Source organism: Mesobacillus subterraneus, assembly GCF_003937825.1.
In the GTDB taxonomy this organism is placed as follows: Bacteria; Bacillota; Bacilli; order Bacillales; family Cytobacillaceae; genus Mesobacillus; species Mesobacillus subterraneus.
In genome coordinates, this window is sequence record NZ_RSFW01000017.1 from 132,483 (window position 1) to 154,879 (window position 22,397).

Here is a 22,397-nt window from a genome sequence, read left to right on the forward strand (position 1 = left end):
GAAAGCAAAAAGACAGGATTTCTCCTGTCTTTTAAAATTTTTTTATGCAGTTTTTGCTGGGAGCATAATCTTGAATGTTGTTCCTTTATTTTGCTCACTTTCGATATAGACTTTTCCATTATGGCTTTCAATGATCTTGAAGCTGACCATCAAACCTAAGCCGTTTCCATTTTTCTTTGTCGTATAGAAAGGCTCTCCAATTTTCTTCAGTGTTTCCGGAGGAATCCCAACACCAGTATCCTGTATGGAAACAAGTACGTTATCATTCTGAATTTCCGTTTTCACACGCAAATCCCCGCCATCAGGCATCGCTTCGATTCCATTTTTAATGAAATTAAGGAAAACTTGTTTAAGCCTATTTTCATCACATTCAATCTGGATGATTTCTTCAGAGGCATCAAATTCAAGTTTTACATTCCGTTTTCTTGCTTCGAATTTAAGCATTGAAACAACATTCTGTACTATAGGTATGATGTTTTTCTCCTCGAGCTCCACTGCCTTTGGCTTTGCAAGAACCATGAATTCCTCGACAATATTATTGACTCTGTCAATTTCGTCAAGAATGATCCCCAAAAATTCCTGGCGTTGAGGATCTTCTTCGTCAAGCTGAAGGAACTCGGCATACCCCTTCATCGATGTCAAAGGATTTCTTATTTCATGGGCAACTCCTGCAGCCAGCTGACCGACAGCGGCCAGTTTATCTTGGCGGTGCAGCATTTCTTCGGATTTTTTCTTCTCCGTAATATCGTTTCGAATCGCCAAGTACTGATACGGCTTGCCCTTATCATTCAGAAACGGAATGATGGTGGTATCTACCCAATAATAGGAGCCATCTTTCGCCCTATTCCGGATTTCACCTTTCCAGACTTGCCCGGAACCAATCGTTTTCCAGAGATTCTTGAAAAACTCCTTGGAATGGAGGCCAGAATTCAGCAAGCTATGATCTTTTCCAATTAATTCATCCCTGCTGTACTTGGAAATTTCACAGAACTTGTCGTTAACGCTCTTGATTATGCCTTTTTCATCTGTAAATGCTACAATCGAAGACTGATCTAGCGCAAATTTAATATCACTAACCTCTTTGAGTGTTTCTTTGAGACTGGACTCAGCCTGCTTTCTTTGTGTTATATCAGAACGGATCGAAACATACTGATACGGTCTGCCCTTACTGTTCAAGAAAGGAACGATAGTCGTGTCGACCCAATAAAACGAGCCATCTTTTGCTCTATTCCGGATTTCGCCTTTCCAAACCTTTCCTGAACCAATGGTTCTCCACATTTCCTTAAAAAATTCCTTCGAATGCAGGCTGGAATTCAAAATCGAGTGATTTTGGCCAAGCAGTTCAGCTTCACTATACCCCGATATCTCAATAAACTTATCATTAATATACGTAATATTCCCCTTAGGGTCTGTGATTGCTACAATGGCTGAAGCGTTTAGTGCATCAGTAATATCCTTTAGGTTTGTATCCGAAACAGCAAGTCTCTTGCTGATCAAAGCACTTGAGCCAATTAATCCCGCCAGAATAAGGACGGAAATAAAAACAATCAAATAACTGATTAATGATTCGGGGATCCCACTCTGTTGTGCAGCACCATTTACCATGTTAATCGACGAAGCTCTTGTCAAAAGAAAATGACCTTCCACGATTGCCGCAGTGACAAACAATGCACTTAAAGGTTTAATCCATCCGTGATTTCCAAGGGTAAAACTTTTGGAGAAGAAAAGCATCCAGAACGAAAAATAGAAGGAGACAAATACCAGCGCAAGGGCAATAAATAAAATTACAGGTTGATAACTGAATTCAAGATTCATGGAGTACATACCCATGATATGAACAACCAGGACAGCAAGCATCATGAAGATGCTGCCGGCCAACAGGTTACTCTTTCCCACCATTTTCCCTGTCAGTGTATAGAACGCCATTGCGGTAAACGAAATGGATAGGATGATTGACAATATGGTAATAGGAATCTGATAAGAAATAGAACCATTCAGGTTCAAAGCAAGCATTCCAAAGAAGTTCATCACCCAAATTCCTATTCCCAGTGAGAAAGTACCTCCTAAAAAGAGGAACCTCTTGTTCCGATCAGATGACTTAATCAGACTATATAAGTCGAGTGCTGTATATGATGACATGACAGTCAATAAAATTGCCACAAGCAATAGAATTGGATTAAAAGATAATTCTAGATGATCCATTTTAGGCATCATTCCCTATTTAAGATTTCATATCGATTGTAAGGTAAATCCCATAATAATTAAAGGGGTATTTATATAATTTGTAATAACTTTGTCACTTTTAATTATTGACATATCAAACGTCTCATTGTATTAGATCTTCCTCATCATAAATAAATATAAACCTTACTTAAACCAGTAAGAAAAATATCCCTTTATGCCCCCTATATCCACATCTTTTATTCCATTTCACGGGAACAAACACCTATTTTAAATTTTTATGAAAAAAAGTCTACACAAATTTGTTTTTTATGTTTATACTGTACTATAACAGGTTAAGTAATTAATAAATTGTACTATAAAAGGAGGAGTTAGTAATGATGAGTCCGGTTGAATTTTTTCGTAATTTACCAAAGAAGGTATGTCCAGAATGCGGTGAAGGAATGCATGAACAGGCGGAATCCTATCTAATGGAATGTGATCGCTGCTTATCCAAGAGAGAAGAATAAGAAAATAAAATGAGGCACCTTCATACAGGAAGGTGCCTCCGAATATGATTAGGGTCCCGGACTCCAACATTATCAAAAAAAAGAAGCTCAATAGAGAGCTTCTCTTTAACATCTTAGGAGACCCAACCAGCATCAGCCCAAAACTTTTTTGGAACTATTGAGTTGTATGATCCTCTTACTATAGCCGATGTGTGTCTGTTCCGCATTAAAGGCGTCTTTTCATGAAAAGGTTTTCCCTGATTTCATGAAGACCCTTTACAAACACATTTTCGGTATAATCACCGAGAGACTCATTATTCCTTTCATTTATTAGCTGTTCTCCCCGCTTGCGCCATGCAACCCTTTTGACATCCATTTTTATATGGGTGTCTTTTCGAATTCCACTCTTTACTGTCCCTTTACGCATTCTCCCGGAATAAAGGGGTTCATCCATAGGATCAGGTTCTTCCAAGTAATCATAGATAAACTGATACTCTTTTGGTAAAGTGCTTTCATTCAGCGTATCAATGGATAATAGGCTGAACTTCTACTCTTCCCCTTTTGAAATAAACCTTCTGGAAAAAATCCCTATTCAAGTTGAATGGAGGAACCTAGTGCAAAACGTCGGTGTCACTGAGCTTACGGATTGAGCTAATAAACTTTTCAGGAATAAACCTAATTCTCGTTCACTACGGAACGAACACAATTGGTTGAGCCTCCTAAGATGTTAAGCACTTTCTTTTTACACTTTTATTATACCACCCATATCCAAATGTAAACCCTTACATTTGTGTCTAATTAGTGTCGATTTCCTGGTTTAATCCCTCCCTGATAAAATGTATATCCTGCTTGCCAATACAAAAACTAAAACCATCAGGGGGTGAAGTCCATGTCCAATAAAGAAGAACCACGAAATGACCAAAAAACATTCAAAGCGGATTACGCGCCTAACCAGAGATATGTCCCAGGAGAATCTGTTGATGAGCATCGTGACTTTGAAGCAGGAAATATCATCCTGACAGGTGATGAAATCAAGCAGCAAAATGAGAACTTATAACGAAAAGAGGTTTTTTGATTGGATTTAATTGATCCAAAAGATTTAAAGTCTGGTGATGAAGTGTTTGTGATTTATCGAAATCCTCACGTCCCATCCGTTTCAAACATTAAGGCAGCAGAAATCGTCCAGCATCCGAAAGACCCGAGCTCACTTGCCTTGTTTTTGAATGAAACATTTCACGTCATTGAGGACGACGACGCGCTGTTCGCATCTCAAGCTGCTGCAGAAAAAGCTTATCTCGAAGCGGAGGATCCCTATAATCCACCGTATTAGGTATGAATCGGTGGTTTTATCGTCTTGATAAGGGGTAAAATTTAAATGCAAGCCAATACGCAATTGGGAGGGATTGCAGATGAAAGTCTTGTCAGCTTCTTCTAAACTTGTCATTGGCTCTGCACTAGAAGGTGGATTTGTCTATCTAAAGAAAGGCACCCTTACCCCCAACAAAGTGATACGACGTGGAAAGCTTTGAATCGACAAATCCTCTTTCAGGAAAGCACATCCGAAACCGGATGTGCTTTTTTACATAATTTTCAGAATAAACAAAGGGTTTCACTTGCCAAAACACGAACTAATAAGCAATAAAAATTAGTTTGGGGTGATTGGATTGCTTCAATATGAGACGCGCTCGTCATTGGAGCTGGATGATTCCCGTCTGGAACCATCCTTCAGAATTGACCTGCGAAATTTTAGCGAAGAAGAATACAACAAATACGTTAAATTAAACACTGTGAATGATTGGAGCCTTCTTAGCTGGAAAGATGTCGGAAAACCTTATGAAGTCACTTCATTTGCACGTGAAAAGAAAGACTGGGAAGCCAGCAACCAGACTGAACTGCCTCCCCATCTCTCCTGGCAGATGTTCAATCGGTCTTTTCATGAATGGTTCGTAAAAGATGTACCTGCTGAAATGGATCAGTCGAAACAAAACTTTTTGAAAGGCTTGAAGAACTTTAGCTATAGTGAAACGAAAACAGCATTAGGCGAAATGATAAGAATCCATCTATGGAATTATGCTCACCGCATCGAGGATGGTATTTGGGATCCACGCGGTAAACGAGCTCTTTTTGAAGGCCTGGATCTGTCTAAACCACGAATTCTGTTCCTGGGGGCGGCAGAAGGTTATGAAGCAATGCAGTTAAGTGCAATGTATCCAGGAGGAGAAATCGTATTAGTGGATTATGACCCATTCTGCAAGGAAACCCGTTTTGGCCACTTCCCTGAGTCATATCCCTTTCTTGGAACGAATCCTTCAACTGGAGGAAGTAAGGTTTATCATAAAAACGATTTTAATGTTCATTATGTTGTCGAAGATATTCGCAGGCTTCCCTTCGGAAAAGAATTTGATATTGTGCTCAGCGTCGGACTACTAGAGCACTTTCCCGATTCCCTGAAGAGCGAAGTAGTGGAATGGCATCGGAAATTCCTGCGGCCAGGGGGATATATCATAATGACAACTCCTCGTGCTCAGTTAAAATCGAAATTGTATTACGAAATCATGGCTGATGTCATGAACCATACGTATCGAGAATTAATGACGGTTGAGCAAATGGGGCTTTATTTATATGAAAACGGGCTTGATATACTCAGGCATGGATACATTAAAGTCCATAATGGAATAATCGCTCAACCTCGCTAAGACAGGCCCCTGAAAAAGGAGCCTGTCTTTTTTTATAAATCTGAGCGCTTGCCCGGTTCTGGCTGATTGTTTGTCTGGTTGCCAGTACTGGCAGTGTAGCCGACACGGTAGACAAATTCCTTTTTCTGCTTCAAAGCATTTGGCATTTTGTATTGATCACCATTGCTTTGGAACTCACCTTTATGTGACACAGTATCACCTCTTCCAGCGATCTATTGATAACCTCTGTTATTCATTTCTTTCTTCGCCCCTGATGACCGTTCGATTTTTCCACCGATTTCCCCTTCCATATAACTATCACTGGCCTGTTCATGTGTGACTGCCAGTCCATTGGAAAGCTCATCCTTCCTGCTGTAATCGGCTGTCTCATACATTCGGCCGGCAAGTTCGGTGCTTTTGTTCTCTTTTTTCATGAATATCCCTCCTTTCTCCTGCTCACGTTATTTTTTGATATTACAGAAGAAAAAATCCAAAAACTTTAACCCAATCCATGAATCAAATGATTTTGCAAAAAAAATACCCCCGGAGTACGGGGGCGCAATCAATCACTTGATTGCCGAACAAGCATTTGTTTATGATCCCGGACAAGCCATACGGTCAACAACACTCCGATTAATGTAAGAAAAGCAAAAAACAAATACACTCCGTAGATGCTATATTCTTCGAAGACGATGCCTCCAATGAATGTAAAGAACCAGTTGCCAAGCCCATTCCCGACAGCTGAATAGAGGGTTACTGCGGTAGCGGTAATATGGGAGGGTGTGATTTCCCTGATATACTGAAGCCCTGCAGGAATGAAGAGCCCAAGTGAAAATCCCTGAATGACGGCTGAGGCATATACAAGGGTCAACGATGGCTCTGTAAAATAGAACAGCCATCTAACAAATGATACCGCAGCAGCTATTACTGCGACTTGCAGAAGTCCTAATCTGCGAATCCAGCCGCCGGCTGCCCTCATAAAAGGAACCTCGGATAAAACAGCAATTAAAAAAGCAATTCCGATTCCTGTATAGGTTCCTCCTCTATCTTCAATAAACAGGCTGAAATAAAAATTATTTGCAAGGTTCGGGCCAAAAACCAGGAAGGTTACTGCAAGAAACACCAGAAACCGTTTCATTCCGACTAAATCTTTCATCCCGGACAAGAGCCCTGCTGGTTTTTCTGCTGCTTCCTTTGGCATTTTCGCAGAAAAGACTCCCGATAAAAGCAGTGTCAGGAAAAACGCATAAAAAATCACCTGCGGATTCCATTCGGAAAGCCTTCCCATTATGAAGACAGCGAGTCCAAAGCCAAGGGAGCCGAATAACCGCACATTTCCATAATTCACTCCCGCCTTGCTGGTATATTTTAATGAGATACTATCGGATAAAGGAATGATTGCGCTCTGGAAAATAGCAAGCATAACTGCCACCATAATAAAAGGGAAAAACCCTTCAAAAAAGAGGTAACCAAGTGCGGAAAAACCAGTAATGATCGTAGTAATTGTCAAAAGGCGGTTATGCAGATTCTTCATGTCAGCAAGCATCCCCCAGAACGGCTGGAAGAATATCATGATCACAGGACCAATCGATAAAATGATTCCTATTTGGTACCCATTCAGCTTTTCTACTTCACTTAGATAGACACTTAATAAAGGAAATAAACTGCCAATCCCAAAAAAAACAAATAAATAAAACCCCTGTAAGGTTAAAATGTCCCGTTTAACGTGTTTCTCCATAACTTCCCCCACACATACTGATTAATGAGTTATATTTTACCACTATTTTAATATAAGAATAGTTTTTTTCCCTGTATATAAACTAAAGAAAATATAAAGCGTTTTCATTTATGGATTGTCATGGTAAAATAATGTTGTTCCAAAGTGATCAGACGTCTGCTCACTTATATAATTCAATCTTATTAAACCATTTTGCCATAAAAGGCGGTGAAACCATTGAAAGAAATTATTTTAAGTTTAGTTGCAGGTTTGGCTGTTGGCATCTTTTTCAAATTCCTCAAACTTCCGCTTCCGGCACCGCCTGTCCTTGCCGGAGTACTTGGGATCGTCGGGGTTTATTTAGGCGGTTTAGTGGGGGAATGGATCTTGAATTCCTTTAAGGGTTGATTAAAACACAAAATCCACGGAGAGACTCCGCGGATTTTTTGATGCTATAAGGCCTTCTGACGGTAGACTGCTTGTCGGGAAGCTTCCTTTTGACTATAGAGTTGGTCAACTGTATTAGCAGAATGAAGGTATACATGAATAGTTCCTACAAAAAAGGCTCCACCTAAAATATTCCCTAATGTAACAGGGATCAAATTGAATATTCCTCCAGCAATGGTAACTGTATCAGGGTGCGGAACCAAGATTGCGATTGCGAATAAAACCATGTTCGCGACACTATGTTCAAACCCCGAGACGACAAATGCGAAAACAAGAAGCAGCATGACTACAATTTTCGCTCCGTCTCCTTTCACACTGAACGGTATCCATACAGCCAGGCAAACAAGCCAGTTACAAAGTACAGCACGAATGAATAGCTCTGTTCCCGGCGTATTCATTTTCATGCTGACTACCTCCATCATATATTGTGATTTCTCAGGCGATGCAAACAATCCAGACATCATGAGCATCAGTCCGAAAAAAATGGCGCCCATCATGTTTCCAGCATAGCAGGCGATCCAATTTTCCAATGTATCCTTCCAGGTCGTTGCTTTTTTTAAAGTGCTGATTGTCAACATCATGGTATTGCTCGTAAATAACTCCCCGCCGCCATAGATGATCAATACAAGTGCCAATCCGAAGAAGATCGAGCTTGCAATTGGAGTGGCAGGTGAATGGGAATCATAAAAATATTCGCCGAGACGATACGAAACCATGATGCCGAAACCGATATACACACCTGCCAAAGCCGCTCGCAGCAGGTATCTCGCTTTCGATTCCGACAAGTACTTCCTCTTTTTCAATGCTGTTTCAATGGCCAGTTCAATCGGCTGCTCTTTCATGGATAAGACCTCTCTTTTTTGTGAAAAACATCACATTTCACTTATGTTCTAATCTTAATCCTGAAGAGACCTTTTGTTAATAGAATTCTCGATGAACAGTTTATGTCAATATTTAAAGCGATTACAACACTGCAATGAAAGCATTTTACCTTCATTAAAACTACCGAAGTTTGTGAGCGTAGGGTAAATCCCCTATCTTCCATGTTTCTGATTGTTATGAAAGGCTCCTTCCGTAAACTTTGTTGCTTTCAGACACAAAAGTAAAAAAAATCAATCCCAATTTTTTACGAGTTTTTACAGCCAATTGGTTAAGGAGCAGTAAGAAAGGAGCCCCGAAGCCTTACATAATTCGTTAATGCGTAAATATACGAAACGCAATAATCAATGCGAAAACAGCCTAATGGGAAAATGAAGCCTTCCGACAAGGCTTCATTTCTTCAAACTAACTCAAATATTATCCCTTATTACTTTCCCGTCTACATATTTTTTCTCCATCTGGTTCAGCAGCTTCCTATTCTCCTTGGTTTCAAAAATGATATTGAAATCATAGCCTTCCGGATACAGTTCCGCAGCAGGTATATTCAGCTTGAGTCGCTTATAGTTACACTCCACTTTCTGATCCTTTACCTGGACGATATAATTGCCATGATTGTCAGGTCCTTTATAAATAACTCCGAGCTCTCCGAGAGTCAGTACATGGACACTGTCCCCCTTTTCGAATTGACGGAATTCTTTCTTAAGAGCAGGCTTCTTCCTTTTATGCCTGTTGCCGATGATTTGCTGCTCCATCCCCCTCAAGGCTGCGGGATTATCTGCGTAAAGATCCAAATAATTCTTCTCCTCCTTATAAGTGATGGAATGGGCACGTTCAATGAGTTTCGGATGAACACCGAGCTTTAGGGCAATAGCGAAAGCCTGGCTTTCCCCTCCTTTTCCAATGCGAAGCCGGTAAGTTGGCTTTAGTGTGTCAAGGTCAAACTCCATTGACCCATTCATGAAATCCTCATGCTGGTCCGCAAAATCCTTTATTTCACTGTAATGGGTAGTGGCGAAGAGCGTTGCCCCTTTATGGTTCAGGTTCTCAAGGATGGCTGTTGCGAGTCCCATCCCTTCCCCTGGATCAGTCCCTGACCCCAGTTCATCAAGAAGGACAAGGCTTTTATCATTTGCTTCCTTTAAAATCTCGATGATATTGACAATCCGTGAACTGAATGTGCTCAAGTTTTGCTCAATGCTTTGGCCATCCCCAATGTCCACAAGGACTTTATGGAATATGCCAGATACACTTCCTTCTGTAACTGGCAAGTGCAGTCCTGATTGCGCCATAAGGACGAGCAGTCCTGCTGTTTTGATCGAGACTGTCTTTCCCCCAGTATTGGGGCCGGTAATCACGAGCGCATGGTAATCTGTCCCGATCTCGATCGTCAGGGGAACAGCTTTGTCGCCTAGGAGAGGATGTCGTGCTTCATTAAATACGATCATCGGTTCGTCGATCATTTTTACTTTACTTGCATCGATCGCCCGGCAATACTTCGCTTTAGAAAACAAGAAATCATAATGGGCCATCGTTTCCATGGCAAATTTGATTTCTCTCTCTTTTGCCTCTGCCATTCCAGTAAGGGCAATAAGCACTTTTTCCACCTCTGCCTGCTCCTCAAGGTAGAGCCATTCCATTTGGTACTGAAAAGTTCCTATCTCTTCTGGTTCAATGAAAAGCGTTGACCCTGAAGCAGAGGTGTCCAATACCGAACCTTTCACCTTCCCCCGGTACTCTTTTTTTAATGGAATCACATACCTGCCATTTCTCTGGCTGATCACTGCTTCCTGCAAATATGGCTTCAATTTTGCAGATTTAAGAAGCTGGTTCAACTTTTCCTTTAATCGTTCTTCCTGAATGGATATTTGCTTTCGTACCTTTAGCAATTCCTTTGTTGCGTAATCATCGATTTGGCCATTGCGGATGCATCTTTGAATTTCTGCTGCAAGCTCAGGAAGATCTTCCATTCCAAATACATACGCAGATACTCTTGGGGCATAAAATTCCTTATCCTTCATAAACCGGCGCATTTTATTGCAAGCCTCCAGGAAAGAAAGCAACTGGACTAATTGGTCAGTGCGCAGCGGTACTCCCTTATTGAATCCTTTCATGACAGCTCCCATACCTTCCAGCCCATGGATTGGCACGCTGGAACTGATTTTGAGGATATCTATGGCTTCGGATAATTCCTCCTGCCATGAAGTTATTTGTTTGATGTGTGTGGATGGTTCCATCGCACGAGCCTTTTCCCTTCCTAGTTCGGTTAAAGCATATCTGCTGATTGTTTCCTTAATGTGGTCAAAACCAAGTACTGAATACGTTTGTTCGTTCATTTTTTATTCCTCCTTAAAATATAAAAAAGCCGCAATGGAAACAAAGTCCAAAGCGGCTTTAAAATTGCCTGGCAGGGTTGCTGCAGACAGATTCTTCCCGAAAAAAAAAGCTGTGTACATGTACACAGCTTTTGCTTACGGATATCAAGCATGCTTTACTATGTTCATTGTTCTTAACATTCAATCCAGCGCATAACAAAATAGACCCTGAGCAGGCATATTTTTGAATCTGGACTGACCGTATTAAATTAACGGTTTAGTTAAGAACGACACCTAACATAAAACATACTCCTTGCTATAGAAAAATTATCTTCACCTATAGATTACCTCTGAGCCAGGTCTTTAGTCAACCCATATTCATCCATTTTTTTGAAAAACATTGTAAAACAGAATGTTCACATTTTCTCTATTGACCTGTTGTTTATATTTCATTTAAATAAGGTTAGACAAAGGCACGGAAAAGGTGGGGATTATGTGGCCGGCCACGAAAAGCAAAAAGATCTGACCTATGAGATCAGCGAATTAATAAAGGCATCGGAAAAAATCGTGAAATTCAAAAAAGGCGCATTTCTCTTCCGTGAAGGGCAGGAAGCAAAAGAAATGTACATCATTCTTTCGGGAAGGGTGCAGATTTCGAAAATGAATGCAGAGGGGAAAGAATTGTATTTAAGGTTATGCAAGGAGAACGACATTGTCGGCGAGCTGACCCTATTCACTGTCGGACCGCGATATTTATTCAACGCAAGGGTGATGGAAGATGGTGAAGCGGCTGCAGTGAATATTGAGAATCTGGAACAAGCCTTATTCAACAACAGCCAGCTGGCATATCAATTCCTTAAATGGATGAATGACCATATCCGTAAAACCATAACGAAATTCCGCGACCTCGTCCTCCATGGTAAGAAAGGGGCACTGTATTCGACGCTGATCAGATTGACCAACAGCTATGGAATCGTCAAAGAAGATGGGATTCACATAAATGCCACTATTACGAATCAGGATTTGGCCAATTATTGCGGAACGGCCAGAGAAAGTGTAAGCCGCATGCTGGGAGAACTCCGTGACGAAGGCATTATATCCATCCATAGGAAACGAGTCATCATCCATGACATTAATTTCCTGAAGCGGGAAATTGATTGCGAGAATTGCCCGATTGAATATTGCAATATTGAATAAACAAAGGAAGCTGGTGACTCAGCTTCCTTTTTAATCCGAATATGGTGGTTGGAATTAGTATACAATACCCACCGATCATAATATCGACGGCAGGATGAAGGGGACTGCTATAGACGTAATGATCGCTGCCAGTCCCATTGCGGCACCAGATACAGCTCCTTGCAATTCCCCTTCTCTGGCTGCTTCGGCGGTACCAATTCCGTGGGCTATGGTGCCGATGGCAAGCCCCCTTGAAAATGGATCAAGGATTTTAAGTGAGTTCATGAGCCAAGGACCCAGCATTGCTCCGCACATGCCTGTGACCATCACAAATGCAGCTACCAGGAAGGAATCCCCATGGATGATTTTGGCTACCTCAGAGGCAACAGGTATAGTGATGGATTTGATCGTCAGAGAGATCAGGATTTGATTTGATAGTTTCATAAGCTTGACTAGGAGGACAGCGGACACAATTGTCGAGACCGTTCCTGCTATCAGCCCAACCAATGCAGGAACCATATTAGCCGCAATGACTTTCCTTTGTCTATATAAGGGAACGGCCAGGGCAACGGTAGCCGGTCCCAGCAGGTATGTCATAATTTCACTCGCCGGAACATAGTCCTTATATGGTATCTTTAACACCAGCAATATAAAAATCACCAGCAGCGTACTTAAGAAAACCGGTGAAGTTAGAGGAGTAGAATACCTTGTTGCCGCTTTCCTCGAGATTAAATACGCTCCTAAGGTTATTAAAATACTAAAAATCGTGATCAGGGTTGCCAGCTTTAGCCCCTCCCTTCCGCTGAATCAATACATGTGATGCGAAACCCGCAAAAGCCATTCCAATAATTGCGCTGAAAACCAGGATAATGGCAAGCTGCAAACCATTCTTTGCCAGAAGCCCTCCCAGTGTCATCAACCCAACTGAAATTGAAACAAAGAAGAAAGATAAGTGTTTGACAAGGAAATCCGAGGCATCTTCAATCCACTCAAGCCGAACCAATCTCGACCAGAGCAGCAAAAAAAGCAGTACCATGCCAACGACATTCCCAGGTATGAGCAAATCAAAAAAATCAACAAAGAGAAAACCAATTTTATTTAACAGGATTAAACCTGCGATTTGTAATATGAATTTGACCAACTTTCCAAATTTCAAGGTTCATTCCCCTTTTTCCCCTATTACTTCGGGTGTGAATTGGCATCATTATAATTCTCGCAAGTTATATTAAGAGAATATTCTTTTAATATTATATTTGTTTTCCATAGTTCACACAATGTCCATATGATTTTCCTCGTATTTTTTATATCTTATAAAGGGGAGGCTATCGCTATGAAAAAAATCTATCTTATCAGCTCATTGATCGTATTAATAGGAATTGTTTCCGGAATATCTTTTTTCCTTATTCGGGATGCCAGCGCGCAAATTCCTAAGGACATTACTCTTGTAACCCAAGATGAAGAGAAGTACACATTCGGGGAAGATACTGACACAATTAAACTAGTTGAATTCATTTATACTCATTGTCCGGACATATGCCCTACGACAACTCAAAAAATGAACTTATTGAGAACTGATTTAATTAAAGAAGGCGTTTATGGGGAGAAAGTGCAATTCGTAACCATCACAATCGATCCATACCGGGACACACCGGAAGTACTCCAGAAATATATGTATAACTTCGGACTTGAAAACGATGGAAACTGGATATTCCTGACTGGAGACCAGGACAAAATCAAAGAAGAACAACTTAAAATTAAACAGGTTGCCGATACATTCAAATTTCAATATCGTGACCCGGGAAATGGGTTTTATGTCCATAGTACATTCACTTATTTAATCGATGAACATAATAAATTCATCAAAAAGTTCCCTATGGGGGAGGATTTTAATAAGGATAAAGTATTTGAGGCAATTATGGATGAATTTTAGGTAAAGAACAAAAACGCAAGCGCATTTGCCAATCCCGGCAGGAACGCTGCATCGTGTGGCAGTCGGGTCTAGCACGACCTGTCTAGGAGGGCCAACCAGTGTAGTCGACCTTGACCTCCATGGGGAAACTGTTATGTTTCGAGGGGCTGGCGCAGGAGCCAGATGAGAACCCTATCCAAACTCTTTCCGAAACAACAAAAAAAGCGGGATGCTGTACCGCTTTTTTTTGTTTGACCATTTCTACGATGTAATGGCTGATTCGAGCAGTCTGGTGAAAGGTAACTAGGATGATTTTTACTGCTGTCAAGCCGAACAAGCCGTTCTATTCCTCAATGTGAATTCACTGTGGTGGGATGTTTCTCGTTTTTTTGCAGGGAGAAAAATTCTGATTTTGGCTTAGTGAAGCTGACCTTAATCCCTGATTCCTTTAGGCGGTTAACAAAATCAACCAGCTGCTTTTTAGCCATTTCAAAAACTCCTTTAATCCGTCTTTGTCTATTTTTATTCTACATGAAAAATATGAAAAATGTGTGAAAATGAGCAAAAAAATTGACGAGAGAACATTAATTTTTTCTTAAATTTTCCCAATAGACTTCATAACCCTTTTATGCTGCAAAAACAATTTAATTAGTGAATTCTGCTCCTAGTCTCGCCTTTTCCCCTTTATTCCTCTAAAAAAACATTATTGCCAGCAAAATCCAAACTTTCCCAACACACTAAGCAACCATTAGTTTTCGTGAAGAAAATTCGCTCCTGTGTATCAAACATGGTATAATCTTTGGGATATATATAAATGGAGGCTACAAATAAATGATTACAGTTCAAAATGTTGGCTTGAGATACGGAGACCGCAAGCTATTTGAAGATGTTAACATCAAATTCACACCAGGAAACTGCTATGGCCTGATCGGAGCAAACGGAGCAGGCAAATCCACTTTCCTTAAAATATTATCAGGAGAAATTGAGCCGCAATCCGGCAGTGTGAACTTAACACCTGGCGAACGCCTTGCGGTTCTGAAACAAAACCACTTTGAGTATGAAGATGTTGAGGTACTGAAGGTTGTCATCATGGGACATGCCAGGTTATATGAAGTCATGCAAGAAAAGGACGCCATCTACATGAAGGCTGACTTCACGGATGAGGATGGAATGAAGGCAGCTGAGCTTGAAGGCGAATTTGCTGAGTTAAACGGCTGGGAAGCTGAATCTGAAGCTGCAATCCTTCTTAAAGGCCTGGGAATTGGCGAAGAACTTCACGCGAAAAAAATGGCCGAAATTGGCGGCGGAGATAAAGTCAAGGTTCTCCTAGCACAAGCTCTATTTGGCAAACCTGAGGTTCTTTTGCTCGACGAACCAACAAACCATCTAGATCTTGCAGCGATCCAGTGGCTGGAAGAGTTCTTGATCAACTTTGAGAACACGGTTATTGTCGTATCCCACGACCGTCACTTCTTGAATAAAGTTTGTACACATATTGCCGACCTGGACTTTGGGAAAATCCAGCTCTATGTCGGAAACTATGATTTCTGGTATGAGTCAAGTCAATTGGCGCTGAAGATGCAGTCGGACACGAACCGCAAAAAAGAAGAAAAAATCAAGGAACTGCAAAACTTCATTGCGCGCTTCAGTGCTAATGCATCGAAGTCAAAACAGGCGACTTCCCGTAAGAAACTCCTTGATAAAATTACCTTGGACGATATCAGACCGTCCTCACGTAAATATCCATATGTCGGCTTCACTCCTGATCGTGAAATCGGCAATGATTTATTAAGAGTTGAAGGAATTTCCAAGACCATTGACGGTGTGAAAGTTCTTGATAATATCAGCTTCATCATGAATAAGGATGACAAAATTGCTTTAGTTGGGAAAAATGAAATTGCCATTACGACGTTATTCAAAATCCTTGCAGGTGAAATGGAAGCAGACAGCGGGACTTTCAAATGGGGAGTTACAACGTCACAGGCATACTTCCCTAAGGACAACTCTGAATTCTTTGAAGGGTGTGACCTGACACTGGTTGACTGGCTCCGCCAATTCTCACCTAAGGATGACAGCGAAAGCTTCCTCCGCGGTTTCCTTGGACGCATGCTGTTCTCCGGTGAAGAGGTACTGAAAAAAGCAAGCGTCCTTTCCGGTGGAGAGAAGGTTCGCTGCATGCTCTCAAAGATGATGCTTGCCGGTGCGAATGTATTGCTGCTGGATGAACCAACAAACCACCTGGATCTTGAATCGATTACAGCCTTGAATAACGGTCTGATCAATTTCAAAGGCTCCATGCTCTTCTCTTCCCATGACCACCAGTTTGTACAGACCATTGCAAATCGGATCATGGAAATTACTCCATCAGGCTTGGTTGATAAGCAAATGACCTATGATGAGTATCTTGAGAACCAGGAACTTCAAAAACAAATCGCTGATATGTACGCTTAATGATAAAAACCCTCGGATACTCTTCCGAGGGTTTTTCTTTTCTTCAGTCTTTTTTCTGCTTCCTGCGAGAGGAAGAAGCTGTCCGGCTCCCAGTCTCGTGAGCAGTTGTACCCTGTCCTTCCACCTGCATTGAATTTAGACCGATTGTGGATGGATCTTTTTTGCGTTTTGACATGTCTGCACCTCCCTTGTATTCACCCGGCATTCCTATTGTTCAGCGGGAAGAATATTTTATACTTTCCCCGGACAACTTATAGTGGTGAAGGAGGTGTTACAGATGGCAAGAGTAGGAGTAGAACAAGCCTTATCCAATATTTCTGAAGCTTTACGCCAAAAAGGCTACGACGTTGTCGAACTACGTCAGGAGTCTGATGCACAGGGCTGCGATTTTTGTGTAATCAGCGGCATGGATTCAAATGTCATGGGAATGCAGGATGTTGTGACTCAAGGGTCTGTCATCGAGGCAAACGGTTTGTCTGCAGATGAAGTGATCAGGCAGCTCGACCAGAAATCAGGACAAATCCAATAACATGAAACTGCCATTTGGCAGTTTTTTTATGACTCAATTCCCGGGGATCCTTTCACTCATCCTTCAATAAATGCTGCTCCTTCATGAATGATGGTTTTAAGGCAACCGGAGCAGCCCAACCCCTTTTAGGGATTGGGCTACTCAAGGTTCGTCAGCTTTTCATTGTTACTCATTACATCTTAATATTTAATTTAACAGGCTCAGCCTCTTTCGCTTTACCCAAATCGACTAAATCGCCTGTGAGGAGTTCCACAGCTTCCAGACTGTCGAGTTCATCCACAATGAACCCCATATTCCCTTTTTTCACCTGTCCTGGTTGAATTCCTCCGTTCAATTCTTCCAGGTAAAAATCATCTTCCCAAGTCTTAATGATGTCATTATTCAGTTTCATGAAAGCTATAGGTGCAAAATGATAACCTTCGTCTGAGCTGTTTTTCAACTCAATCCCAACCTTTATGAAGTCAAATTCCTCATCATGTGTATATGGATGGTAAAAATCAATCAGGCTGTAGTCAGGGACATAGTGTAATAATTTTATATCTTTTACCGTGTAATCTATTCCGCCTATCGTCAAGGTTTTGTTCACTTGTTTTATTTGTTTAAGTGTGAGTTCGCCTTTCCGATCTGATATGGAATCCCCTTCCTTTGCCAGGCTGCTGTCATCACTGACTTGAGGATTTGGAATAAGAAGATCAGAAGTTGCTGGTTTTGACCCATTACTGCTTGCTTGAACAGTTTTCATTGCCTGATCCTGTTTATCACCGGCCACAGAACAACCTGATAAAAGAACAGCTGCTGTCAATAAAGCGAAATATTTTTTCATCATGAAACCACCTTCTCAAAGAAGTTTGCCCGCCAGGCTTGTACCCGGCGGGAGTCAGTTCATTACTTTCCCCTTTTTCCATTTTCAAGGATTTCAAAGATATTCTTGGCATTATCCGTATTATCAATCTGACCATAGAACATTTCTTTTCCTGGACCAAAAGCATACACCGGCACATCTTCACCTGTATGGCCGCCAGTCGTCCAACCAGTATGGGATCGTTTGTCAAAGATTCTTTCGATTGCGTCATCGATTGCTCTTTCATTTTTCGCGTTTGCTGCTTCCTTTACAGAAGCGATTTCTTCAGCAGTCAATTCAAGGTCGATATACTTATTGAGTGTTCCTTCCACATCAGCCCCTTTGGCAATCTCTGCTGCCATGAAGTCAGGGGTGCGTTTCGCGGCTGAGACTGGTGCACCGAACCAATTATAGATGCCATCTGCCCCAATAGAATACCCTCCTGTGGAATGGTCCGCTGTCGCTACAACTAGAGTATGCTTATCCTTTTTAGCAAACTCGATGGCTGCTTTGTATGCTTGTTCGAAATCTTGCATTTCACTCATGGCAGAGACGATATCATTATCATGGCCAGCCCAGTCCACCTGGCTGCCTTCTATCATCAGGAAGAAACCAACCTTATCCTTATTCAGCTTTTGAATTGCCGTTTTAGTCATATCGGCAAGTGAAGGGACACTTTCTTCCCGGTCAATCATTTTCGGCATCCCTCCCTCAGCAAACAGACCAAGAATCTTATCATTTTTATCGTTGATTAATTGGTTTTTATCTGTTACAAAGCTGTAACCAGCCTTTTGAAATTCATCTGCCAGATTGCGATCCTTCCGGACAAAGTTGCTTAATCCGCCGCCCAGCATAACGTCAACCTTATGTTCTCCATTGATCATTTCATCATAATAGTCATCAGCAATGGCATTCATATTCTTTCTCGAGATGTCATGCGCACCAAATGAAGCGGGGGTGGCGTGGGTAATCTCAGACGTTGCCACCAGACCGGTTGCCTTGCCATTTTCCTTTGCAGCTTCGAGTACTGTTTTTACTTCAGAATGGTCATTGTCGACCGCGATGGCTGCATTATAAGTCTTTATTCCTGCAGACATGGCGGTTGCCGCTGCGGCAGAATCAGTGACATTTTGCTCCGGATCCTCAGGATAGGTCATTTGATTGCCGACCAAATATTTATCAAATTCAGTTTTCTCCATTTCAGGAGTATCAGGATTGTCCTTCAAGTATCGATATGCTGATGTGTAGGATACACCCATTCCATCCCCGATTAAAAAGATAACATTCTTGATTTCTGCCTGATTATTGTCTTTTTCAGTCTTAGCCTCTGCCCCGAATGTTCCTGCCAGGCTGCCGAACGCCACAGTAGATAGGACAGCGATCGGGAGAATCTTTTTCTTTAATTTTGCTTTCATCATTCTAAGACCTCCAGAAAAGTTATTATTTACACTGTCTACTATAGTAGCTCCCTGTTAATCTATCATTAACTGTTTGTAAAAATAGATTAAGAGCTTGTTAAGGCTGTTTACAATTTGCTCAAGACCACTGTTTTTCATAACATAAAAAAGAAGCAGGTTGTTTACCTGCTTCTAGCCCGCCTGTTCTTTTTCTGTCTTCGGTTCATGACCAGCACTGCGGCCCCAATTATTAAAACGATCGCTCCCAGAATAGTGTTGAATGACAGTATGCTGCTTTGCTCTGGTTCTTGCGTTGTCTTCTTGACTTCAGGTTTTTTCTCGATTAACGCCTTTAATTCTACCGATTGAATCGTTTCGCCTCTGTCGTTCTCTATTCTTAGAACTCCATCGCTGTCAACAACCCGCTCAGCTTGTTCAACAGGCTCCGTCAAATATATATCGTCGTCTGCTTTGAACTTCAGTTTGCCGTTTTCAAACTTTTCGCCTTTCATGATTTGCGTGGAATGAAAGTTTGCAAATCCGTATTCAAAGAGTTTGATAGTATCTTGATAAATTCTGCGTTTGAATTCTGACTTCAGAAGAATGGCAGTCAATTTTATCTGGCCATTTTCTGCTGTGGTCGCGAGCGTTTGCTTTGACTGGTCCACAAAGCCGGTTTTCCCCCCCGTAACCTCTTCATAAGGTATTTCGCCTTTCAGCATCCTGTGATGTGATAGAAGGGTTGTGTCCCATGACTCACCATCCCACTCCATCTGCTTTGTACCGAAAATCTCTTGAAAATCCTCATTCTTCATAGCGTAATTAAGAATCAAGCCAAGATCCTTGGCAGTCGTATAATGGTTTTCATCGAACAATCCATGAGGGTTGACAAAGTGTGTTGCCTTGACACCAATTTTCTCCTCAAGAAATTCGTTAAAGTTACGGGTGAAATTTTCCAGCGAACCATCAAGATGAATCGCAATAGCCAGTGCGGCATCATTCCCTGAATTGATCATCATTCCCTGAACAAGCTTTTTCAATGAAACCTGTTCTCCAGGGTTTAAGTATACCCGTGTGCCGTCTATGTCCAACACTTCTTCCCCTATCGTTATCTGATCAGTAAGATTGGCTGTCTCAATTGCATAGATGGCAGTCGCTATTTTCGTTAAACTGGCAGGGTACATCTGGATTTCTTCATTTTTTCCGTAAAGAATCGCACCTGATTGAGTGTCCATTAAGATGGCTGCCTCCGAGGTCAGTTCAGGTGCATCTTCCTCTGCCTTACCTTCTCCAGTAATTAAGTACATGTTCAACAAAAGAATAAATACGAATATCAGATATTTCCTCATCCAAAACACATCCAGTTTTCTAATCTTCCCTTATATTATCAGAAAGTTGTCGAAATTTCTGCGCTGTTAATAAATTTTAATATGATTGGAACTTTATACAAATGATTGTAAAAAAAATAGATACCTTCCAACTATAGTAGTTATAATATAAAGCCAGAAACCCATCAATTAACTTGATGGGTTTGTTTTTATTAGCGAATCATACACAATTGTTTCCAGGTAGTTGATATATTGTTCGTCCCTGGCCAGTGCCGCACCAAACTCCCTTTTTATATATCGCTCAGCCTCTGGGAAAGCATTAAACTTTCCTATTCGCTCTGTACCTTTTTGAATAAAATGATGGCTTCCATCTGTATAAATAAAGTAACGTTCATTTTCTCGATTTTCATAGAGACTGCCGCGTTTAGATTCCTTTAAGTTATACACATTCCTGAATGCATCCTGCTTAATGGGGTCAAGCGGAAATGCTTGCTCAATGTAACGCTTGTAAGCTTCCACATTCATTGTGCACCCCGAAGCTTTTGCATGTCCGCCCCCTCCAAATTCTCCGGCAACTGCTGAAACATCCACATCGTCATGAATGGTTCTGAAACTGATCTTCTTCCCTCCCAAATTTAAAATGGCAATATAATCGAGATGCGGGTATTCTTTGCCAAGTTCATTCCCCAATTCGGAATGGTAGGATTCTGCGTGAACGATCCCGCCAAAAAGTCCGTTCGTTTCAATCTGGATAATTTCCCGTTTCTTTCTTCTTATATACCGATCAATTTTATCCTCTTCCATCTCTAGCAGTTTTTGTTCGAATTCGTCATATTCGAAAGTATCACCAGATTGCAGCCGGGACATCATTCGCTCTTCAAATTCTTCAATCGATACCATGAAGAAGAGATCGTTCAGGTTTTTTGCTTTATAATTCTTCAGGATATCCCAATCCCAGGTATCATATTGCCTTACTAACTCAACAAACTCATCAAGCGATCCTGTTTTTTTCAAGTGATTCCCGCTGGTCAGGTATTCATATACCAATGAAGCTGCACTGGTGAGCGTCCCATGATTGTCCTCCACATTTACAAAACCCCAGCTGAAATCATTGAAATGCAAGGCTGTTTTATGATGGTCGATCAGTCTTGCATGACCGCCCTCACATACAAACTGGTCAATTCTCTCGGTGTTCTCCTGATTGACAGATAAGTCGGTGATATAAAGATGATCTTCTTTTTTCATGCGTTCATTCATTTTTTCGAAATAGCGTTCAACCTGGAAGTTAAGACCTGATACTGAATTGTAGCGCACATCTGCTTTTTCCCCGAAAGCCAGCCTGAAGAGAATACCACAAGCTACTCCATCCAAGTCGTTGTGAGTGAATAAACGATACATATTGCCCTCCTTGTTTTTTATCTAACCTATAGTTTGTTGTAGCCTTACTAATCTATACCCGATAAATTCCTGAAAAAATTAGACAAGTTCTGTATAGGGACGAGCATAAACATTTAAAGAGAAAACAAAGGAGGTGATTTCGTGCATTTCTTCGTAGTAAAAAGGCGTGCACTATACTTTATCGGACTTATTGTCTTTATTGCGATCGTGGGCTCATTATGGCTAGGGTTCAAACCGGATGCCACCCCTGCCATTGGTGGCCAAAGCGATCAAATCCGTGAAATCCATATGGTGACGGGAGAATTTAAATCCACAACCGACGACGGGAAAGAAATTGAAGCTTATCGCTGGGATCCTGGAACCATCTTCCTGGAAAAAGGTGAGAAAGTCCGTCTGAAAATCCTTGGGATAAACGGGAAGGAGCATCCATTCATCATCGAAGGGACAGACATAAAAGGCGTGGTAAAAAAAGGTGAAGAAACGGTTGTCCCACTGCAATTTGATATGGAAGGCACTTACAGGCTTATTTGCCTGACCCACCCGGACAAAGAAAACAATGGGCCTATGATTGCTTACATCGTCGTAGATTAAGAACATCGTAAGCATGCTACACAATCGAACGGACTTTCCTATCCTGTCAGGCTGTCGAGAAACCTCTCGACAGCCTTT

At 41.4% G+C, this 22,397-nt stretch carries 24 protein-coding genes; 10 read left to right on the plus strand and 14 right to left on the minus strand.

Going from position 1 to position 22,397, the window contains the following annotated elements:
- Positions 1-42: 42 nt before the first annotated feature.
- Positions 43-2,202 (minus strand): PAS domain S-box protein, encoded by a 2,160-nt coding sequence (locus tag EJA10_RS15145; RefSeq protein ID WP_125480858.1) that lies wholly within the window; start codon positions 2,200-2,202, stop codon positions 43-45.
- 356 nt (positions 2,203-2,558) lie between these two features.
- Between EJA10_RS15145 and yhfH the strand changes: the two genes are divergently transcribed.
- From yhfH to EJA10_RS15160, 4 genes are all read left to right on the plus strand, one after another.
- Positions 2,559-2,690, plus strand: coding sequence for a protein YhfH (gene yhfH, locus EJA10_RS15150; RefSeq protein WP_125480859.1), 132 nt, complete (start codon positions 2,559-2,561; stop codon positions 2,688-2,690).
- Positions 2,691-3,558: 868 nt separating this feature from the next.
- Positions 3,559-3,726, plus strand: coding sequence for a hypothetical protein (locus EJA10_RS23440; RefSeq protein WP_170169160.1), 168 nt, complete (start codon positions 3,559-3,561; stop codon positions 3,724-3,726).
- Between the two features lie 18 nt (positions 3,727-3,744).
- Positions 3,745-3,999 carry a transcriptional regulator SplA domain-containing protein gene (locus EJA10_RS15155; protein WP_125480860.1) on the plus strand — a complete coding sequence of 85 codons (255 nt, stop codon included), beginning with the start codon at positions 3,745-3,747 and terminating at the stop codon, positions 3,997-3,999.
- Positions 4,000-4,324: 325 nt separating this feature from the next.
- A complete protein-coding gene (locus EJA10_RS15160) occupies positions 4,325-5,365 on the plus strand; it encodes a class I SAM-dependent methyltransferase (protein ID WP_246017813.1) in 1,041 nt (346 codons plus the stop codon).
- A gap of 32 nt (positions 5,366-5,397) precedes the next feature.
- Here EJA10_RS15160 and EJA10_RS23445 read toward each other — a convergent pair whose 3' ends face one another.
- The 3 genes from EJA10_RS23445 to EJA10_RS15170 all read right to left on the minus strand — a co-directional run bounded on the left by EJA10_RS23445 (position 5,398) and on the right by EJA10_RS15170 (position 7,082).
- Positions 5,398-5,556, minus strand: a complete 159-nt coding sequence (locus EJA10_RS23445; protein ID WP_170169148.1) for a hypothetical protein — start codon at positions 5,554-5,556, stop codon at positions 5,398-5,400.
- A gap of 21 nt (positions 5,557-5,577) precedes the next feature.
- The gene (locus EJA10_RS15165) at positions 5,578-5,778 is read right to left on the minus strand and encodes a YozQ family protein (protein ID WP_211340580.1); all 201 of its coding nucleotides are present in this window, start codon (positions 5,776-5,778) and stop codon (positions 5,578-5,580) included.
- A gap of 128 nt (positions 5,779-5,906) precedes the next feature.
- Positions 5,907-7,082 (minus strand): MFS transporter, encoded by a 1,176-nt coding sequence (locus EJA10_RS15170; protein ID WP_125480863.1) that lies wholly within the window; start codon positions 7,080-7,082, stop codon positions 5,907-5,909.
- 216 nt (positions 7,083-7,298) lie between these two features.
- On the opposite strand from EJA10_RS15170, the gene EJA10_RS15175 reads away from it, so the two are divergent.
- A complete protein-coding gene (locus tag EJA10_RS15175) occupies positions 7,299-7,469 on the plus strand; it encodes a XapX domain-containing protein (protein ID WP_125480864.1) in 171 nt (56 codons plus the stop codon).
- A gap of 44 nt (positions 7,470-7,513) precedes the next feature.
- Here the strand turns inward: EJA10_RS15175 and EJA10_RS15180 are convergent, their stop codons facing one another.
- Both EJA10_RS15180 and EJA10_RS15185 read right to left on the minus strand, forming a co-directional pair.
- Positions 7,514-8,350, minus strand: coding sequence for a formate/nitrite transporter family protein (locus EJA10_RS15180; protein ID WP_125480865.1), 837 nt, complete (start codon positions 8,348-8,350; stop codon positions 7,514-7,516).
- A 447-nt stretch (positions 8,351-8,797) separates the two neighbouring features.
- Complete coding sequence (locus EJA10_RS15185; RefSeq protein WP_125480866.1) at positions 8,798-10,720, minus strand: endonuclease MutS2; 1,923 nt, start codon at positions 10,718-10,720, stop codon at positions 8,798-8,800.
- 474 nt (positions 10,721-11,194) lie between these two features.
- Here EJA10_RS15185 and EJA10_RS15190 point away from each other — a divergent pair, with 474 nt between their 5' ends.
- Positions 11,195-11,896 (plus strand): Crp/Fnr family transcriptional regulator, encoded by a 702-nt coding sequence (locus EJA10_RS15190; RefSeq protein ID WP_125480867.1) that lies wholly within the window; start codon positions 11,195-11,197, stop codon positions 11,894-11,896.
- A 75-nt stretch (positions 11,897-11,971) separates the two neighbouring features.
- Here EJA10_RS15190 and EJA10_RS15195 read toward each other — a convergent pair whose 3' ends face one another.
- Complete coding sequence (locus EJA10_RS15195) at positions 11,972-12,658, minus strand: LrgB family protein (protein WP_125480868.1); 687 nt, start codon at positions 12,656-12,658, stop codon at positions 11,972-11,974.
- Complete coding sequence (locus tag EJA10_RS15200; RefSeq protein ID WP_125480869.1) at positions 12,633-13,031, minus strand: CidA/LrgA family protein; 399 nt, start codon at positions 13,029-13,031, stop codon at positions 12,633-12,635. Before EJA10_RS15200 ends, EJA10_RS15195 begins: the two co-directional genes overlap by 26 nt.
- Positions 13,032-13,205: 174 nt before the next feature.
- Here EJA10_RS15200 and EJA10_RS15205 point away from each other — a divergent pair, with 174 nt between their 5' ends.
- Positions 13,206-13,805: an SCO family protein gene (locus EJA10_RS15205; RefSeq protein ID WP_125480870.1), complete on the plus strand. Its 600-nt coding sequence runs from the start codon at positions 13,206-13,208 to the stop codon at positions 13,803-13,805.
- Positions 13,806-14,134: 329 nt separating this feature from the next.
- On the opposite strand, the gene EJA10_RS23450 is transcribed toward EJA10_RS15205, so the two are convergent.
- Positions 14,135-14,272, minus strand: coding sequence for a hypothetical protein (locus tag EJA10_RS23450; protein WP_170169161.1), 138 nt, complete (start codon positions 14,270-14,272; stop codon positions 14,135-14,137).
- Positions 14,273-14,615: 343 nt separating this feature from the next.
- On the opposite strand from EJA10_RS23450, the gene EJA10_RS15210 reads away from it, so the two are divergent.
- Positions 14,616-16,235, plus strand: coding sequence for an ABC-F family ATP-binding cassette domain-containing protein (locus tag EJA10_RS15210; RefSeq protein ID WP_125480871.1), 1,620 nt, complete (start codon positions 14,616-14,618; stop codon positions 16,233-16,235).
- Between the two features lie 43 nt (positions 16,236-16,278).
- Here the strand turns inward: EJA10_RS15210 and EJA10_RS15215 are convergent, their stop codons facing one another.
- Complete coding sequence (locus EJA10_RS15215; protein WP_125480872.1) at positions 16,279-16,410, minus strand: YuzL family protein; 132 nt, start codon at positions 16,408-16,410, stop codon at positions 16,279-16,281.
- A 102-nt stretch (positions 16,411-16,512) separates the two neighbouring features.
- On the opposite strand from EJA10_RS15215, the gene EJA10_RS15220 reads away from it, so the two are divergent.
- On the plus strand, positions 16,513-16,764 hold the full coding sequence (locus EJA10_RS15220; protein WP_125480873.1) for a YkuS family protein: 252 nt from the start codon (positions 16,513-16,515) through the stop codon (positions 16,762-16,764).
- Positions 16,765-16,936: 172 nt separating this feature from the next.
- Here the strand turns inward: EJA10_RS15220 and EJA10_RS15225 are convergent, their stop codons facing one another.
- The 4 genes from EJA10_RS15225 to EJA10_RS15240 form a co-directional block, all read right to left on the minus strand.
- On the minus strand, positions 16,937-17,590 hold the full coding sequence (locus EJA10_RS15225; protein ID WP_246017814.1) for a lipoprotein: 654 nt from the start codon (positions 17,588-17,590) through the stop codon (positions 16,937-16,939).
- A gap of 59 nt (positions 17,591-17,649) precedes the next feature.
- The gene (locus EJA10_RS15230) at positions 17,650-19,023 is read right to left on the minus strand and encodes an alkaline phosphatase (protein WP_425462099.1); all 1,374 of its coding nucleotides are present in this window, start codon (positions 19,021-19,023) and stop codon (positions 17,650-17,652) included.
- Positions 19,024-19,184: 161 nt separating this feature from the next.
- A complete protein-coding gene (locus EJA10_RS15235; RefSeq protein WP_125480874.1) occupies positions 19,185-20,351 on the minus strand; it encodes a D-alanyl-D-alanine carboxypeptidase family protein in 1,167 nt (388 codons plus the stop codon).
- A 168-nt stretch (positions 20,352-20,519) separates the two neighbouring features.
- Entirely contained in the window at positions 20,520-21,728 is a 1,209-nt protein-coding gene (locus EJA10_RS15240; RefSeq protein WP_125480875.1) for a DHH family phosphoesterase, read from the minus strand.
- A 252-nt stretch (positions 21,729-21,980) separates the two neighbouring features.
- Here EJA10_RS15240 and EJA10_RS15245 point away from each other — a divergent pair, with 252 nt between their 5' ends.
- Positions 21,981-22,319, plus strand: coding sequence for a cupredoxin domain-containing protein (locus EJA10_RS15245; protein WP_425462104.1), 339 nt, complete (start codon positions 21,981-21,983; stop codon positions 22,317-22,319).
- Positions 22,320-22,397 lie beyond the last annotated feature (78 nt).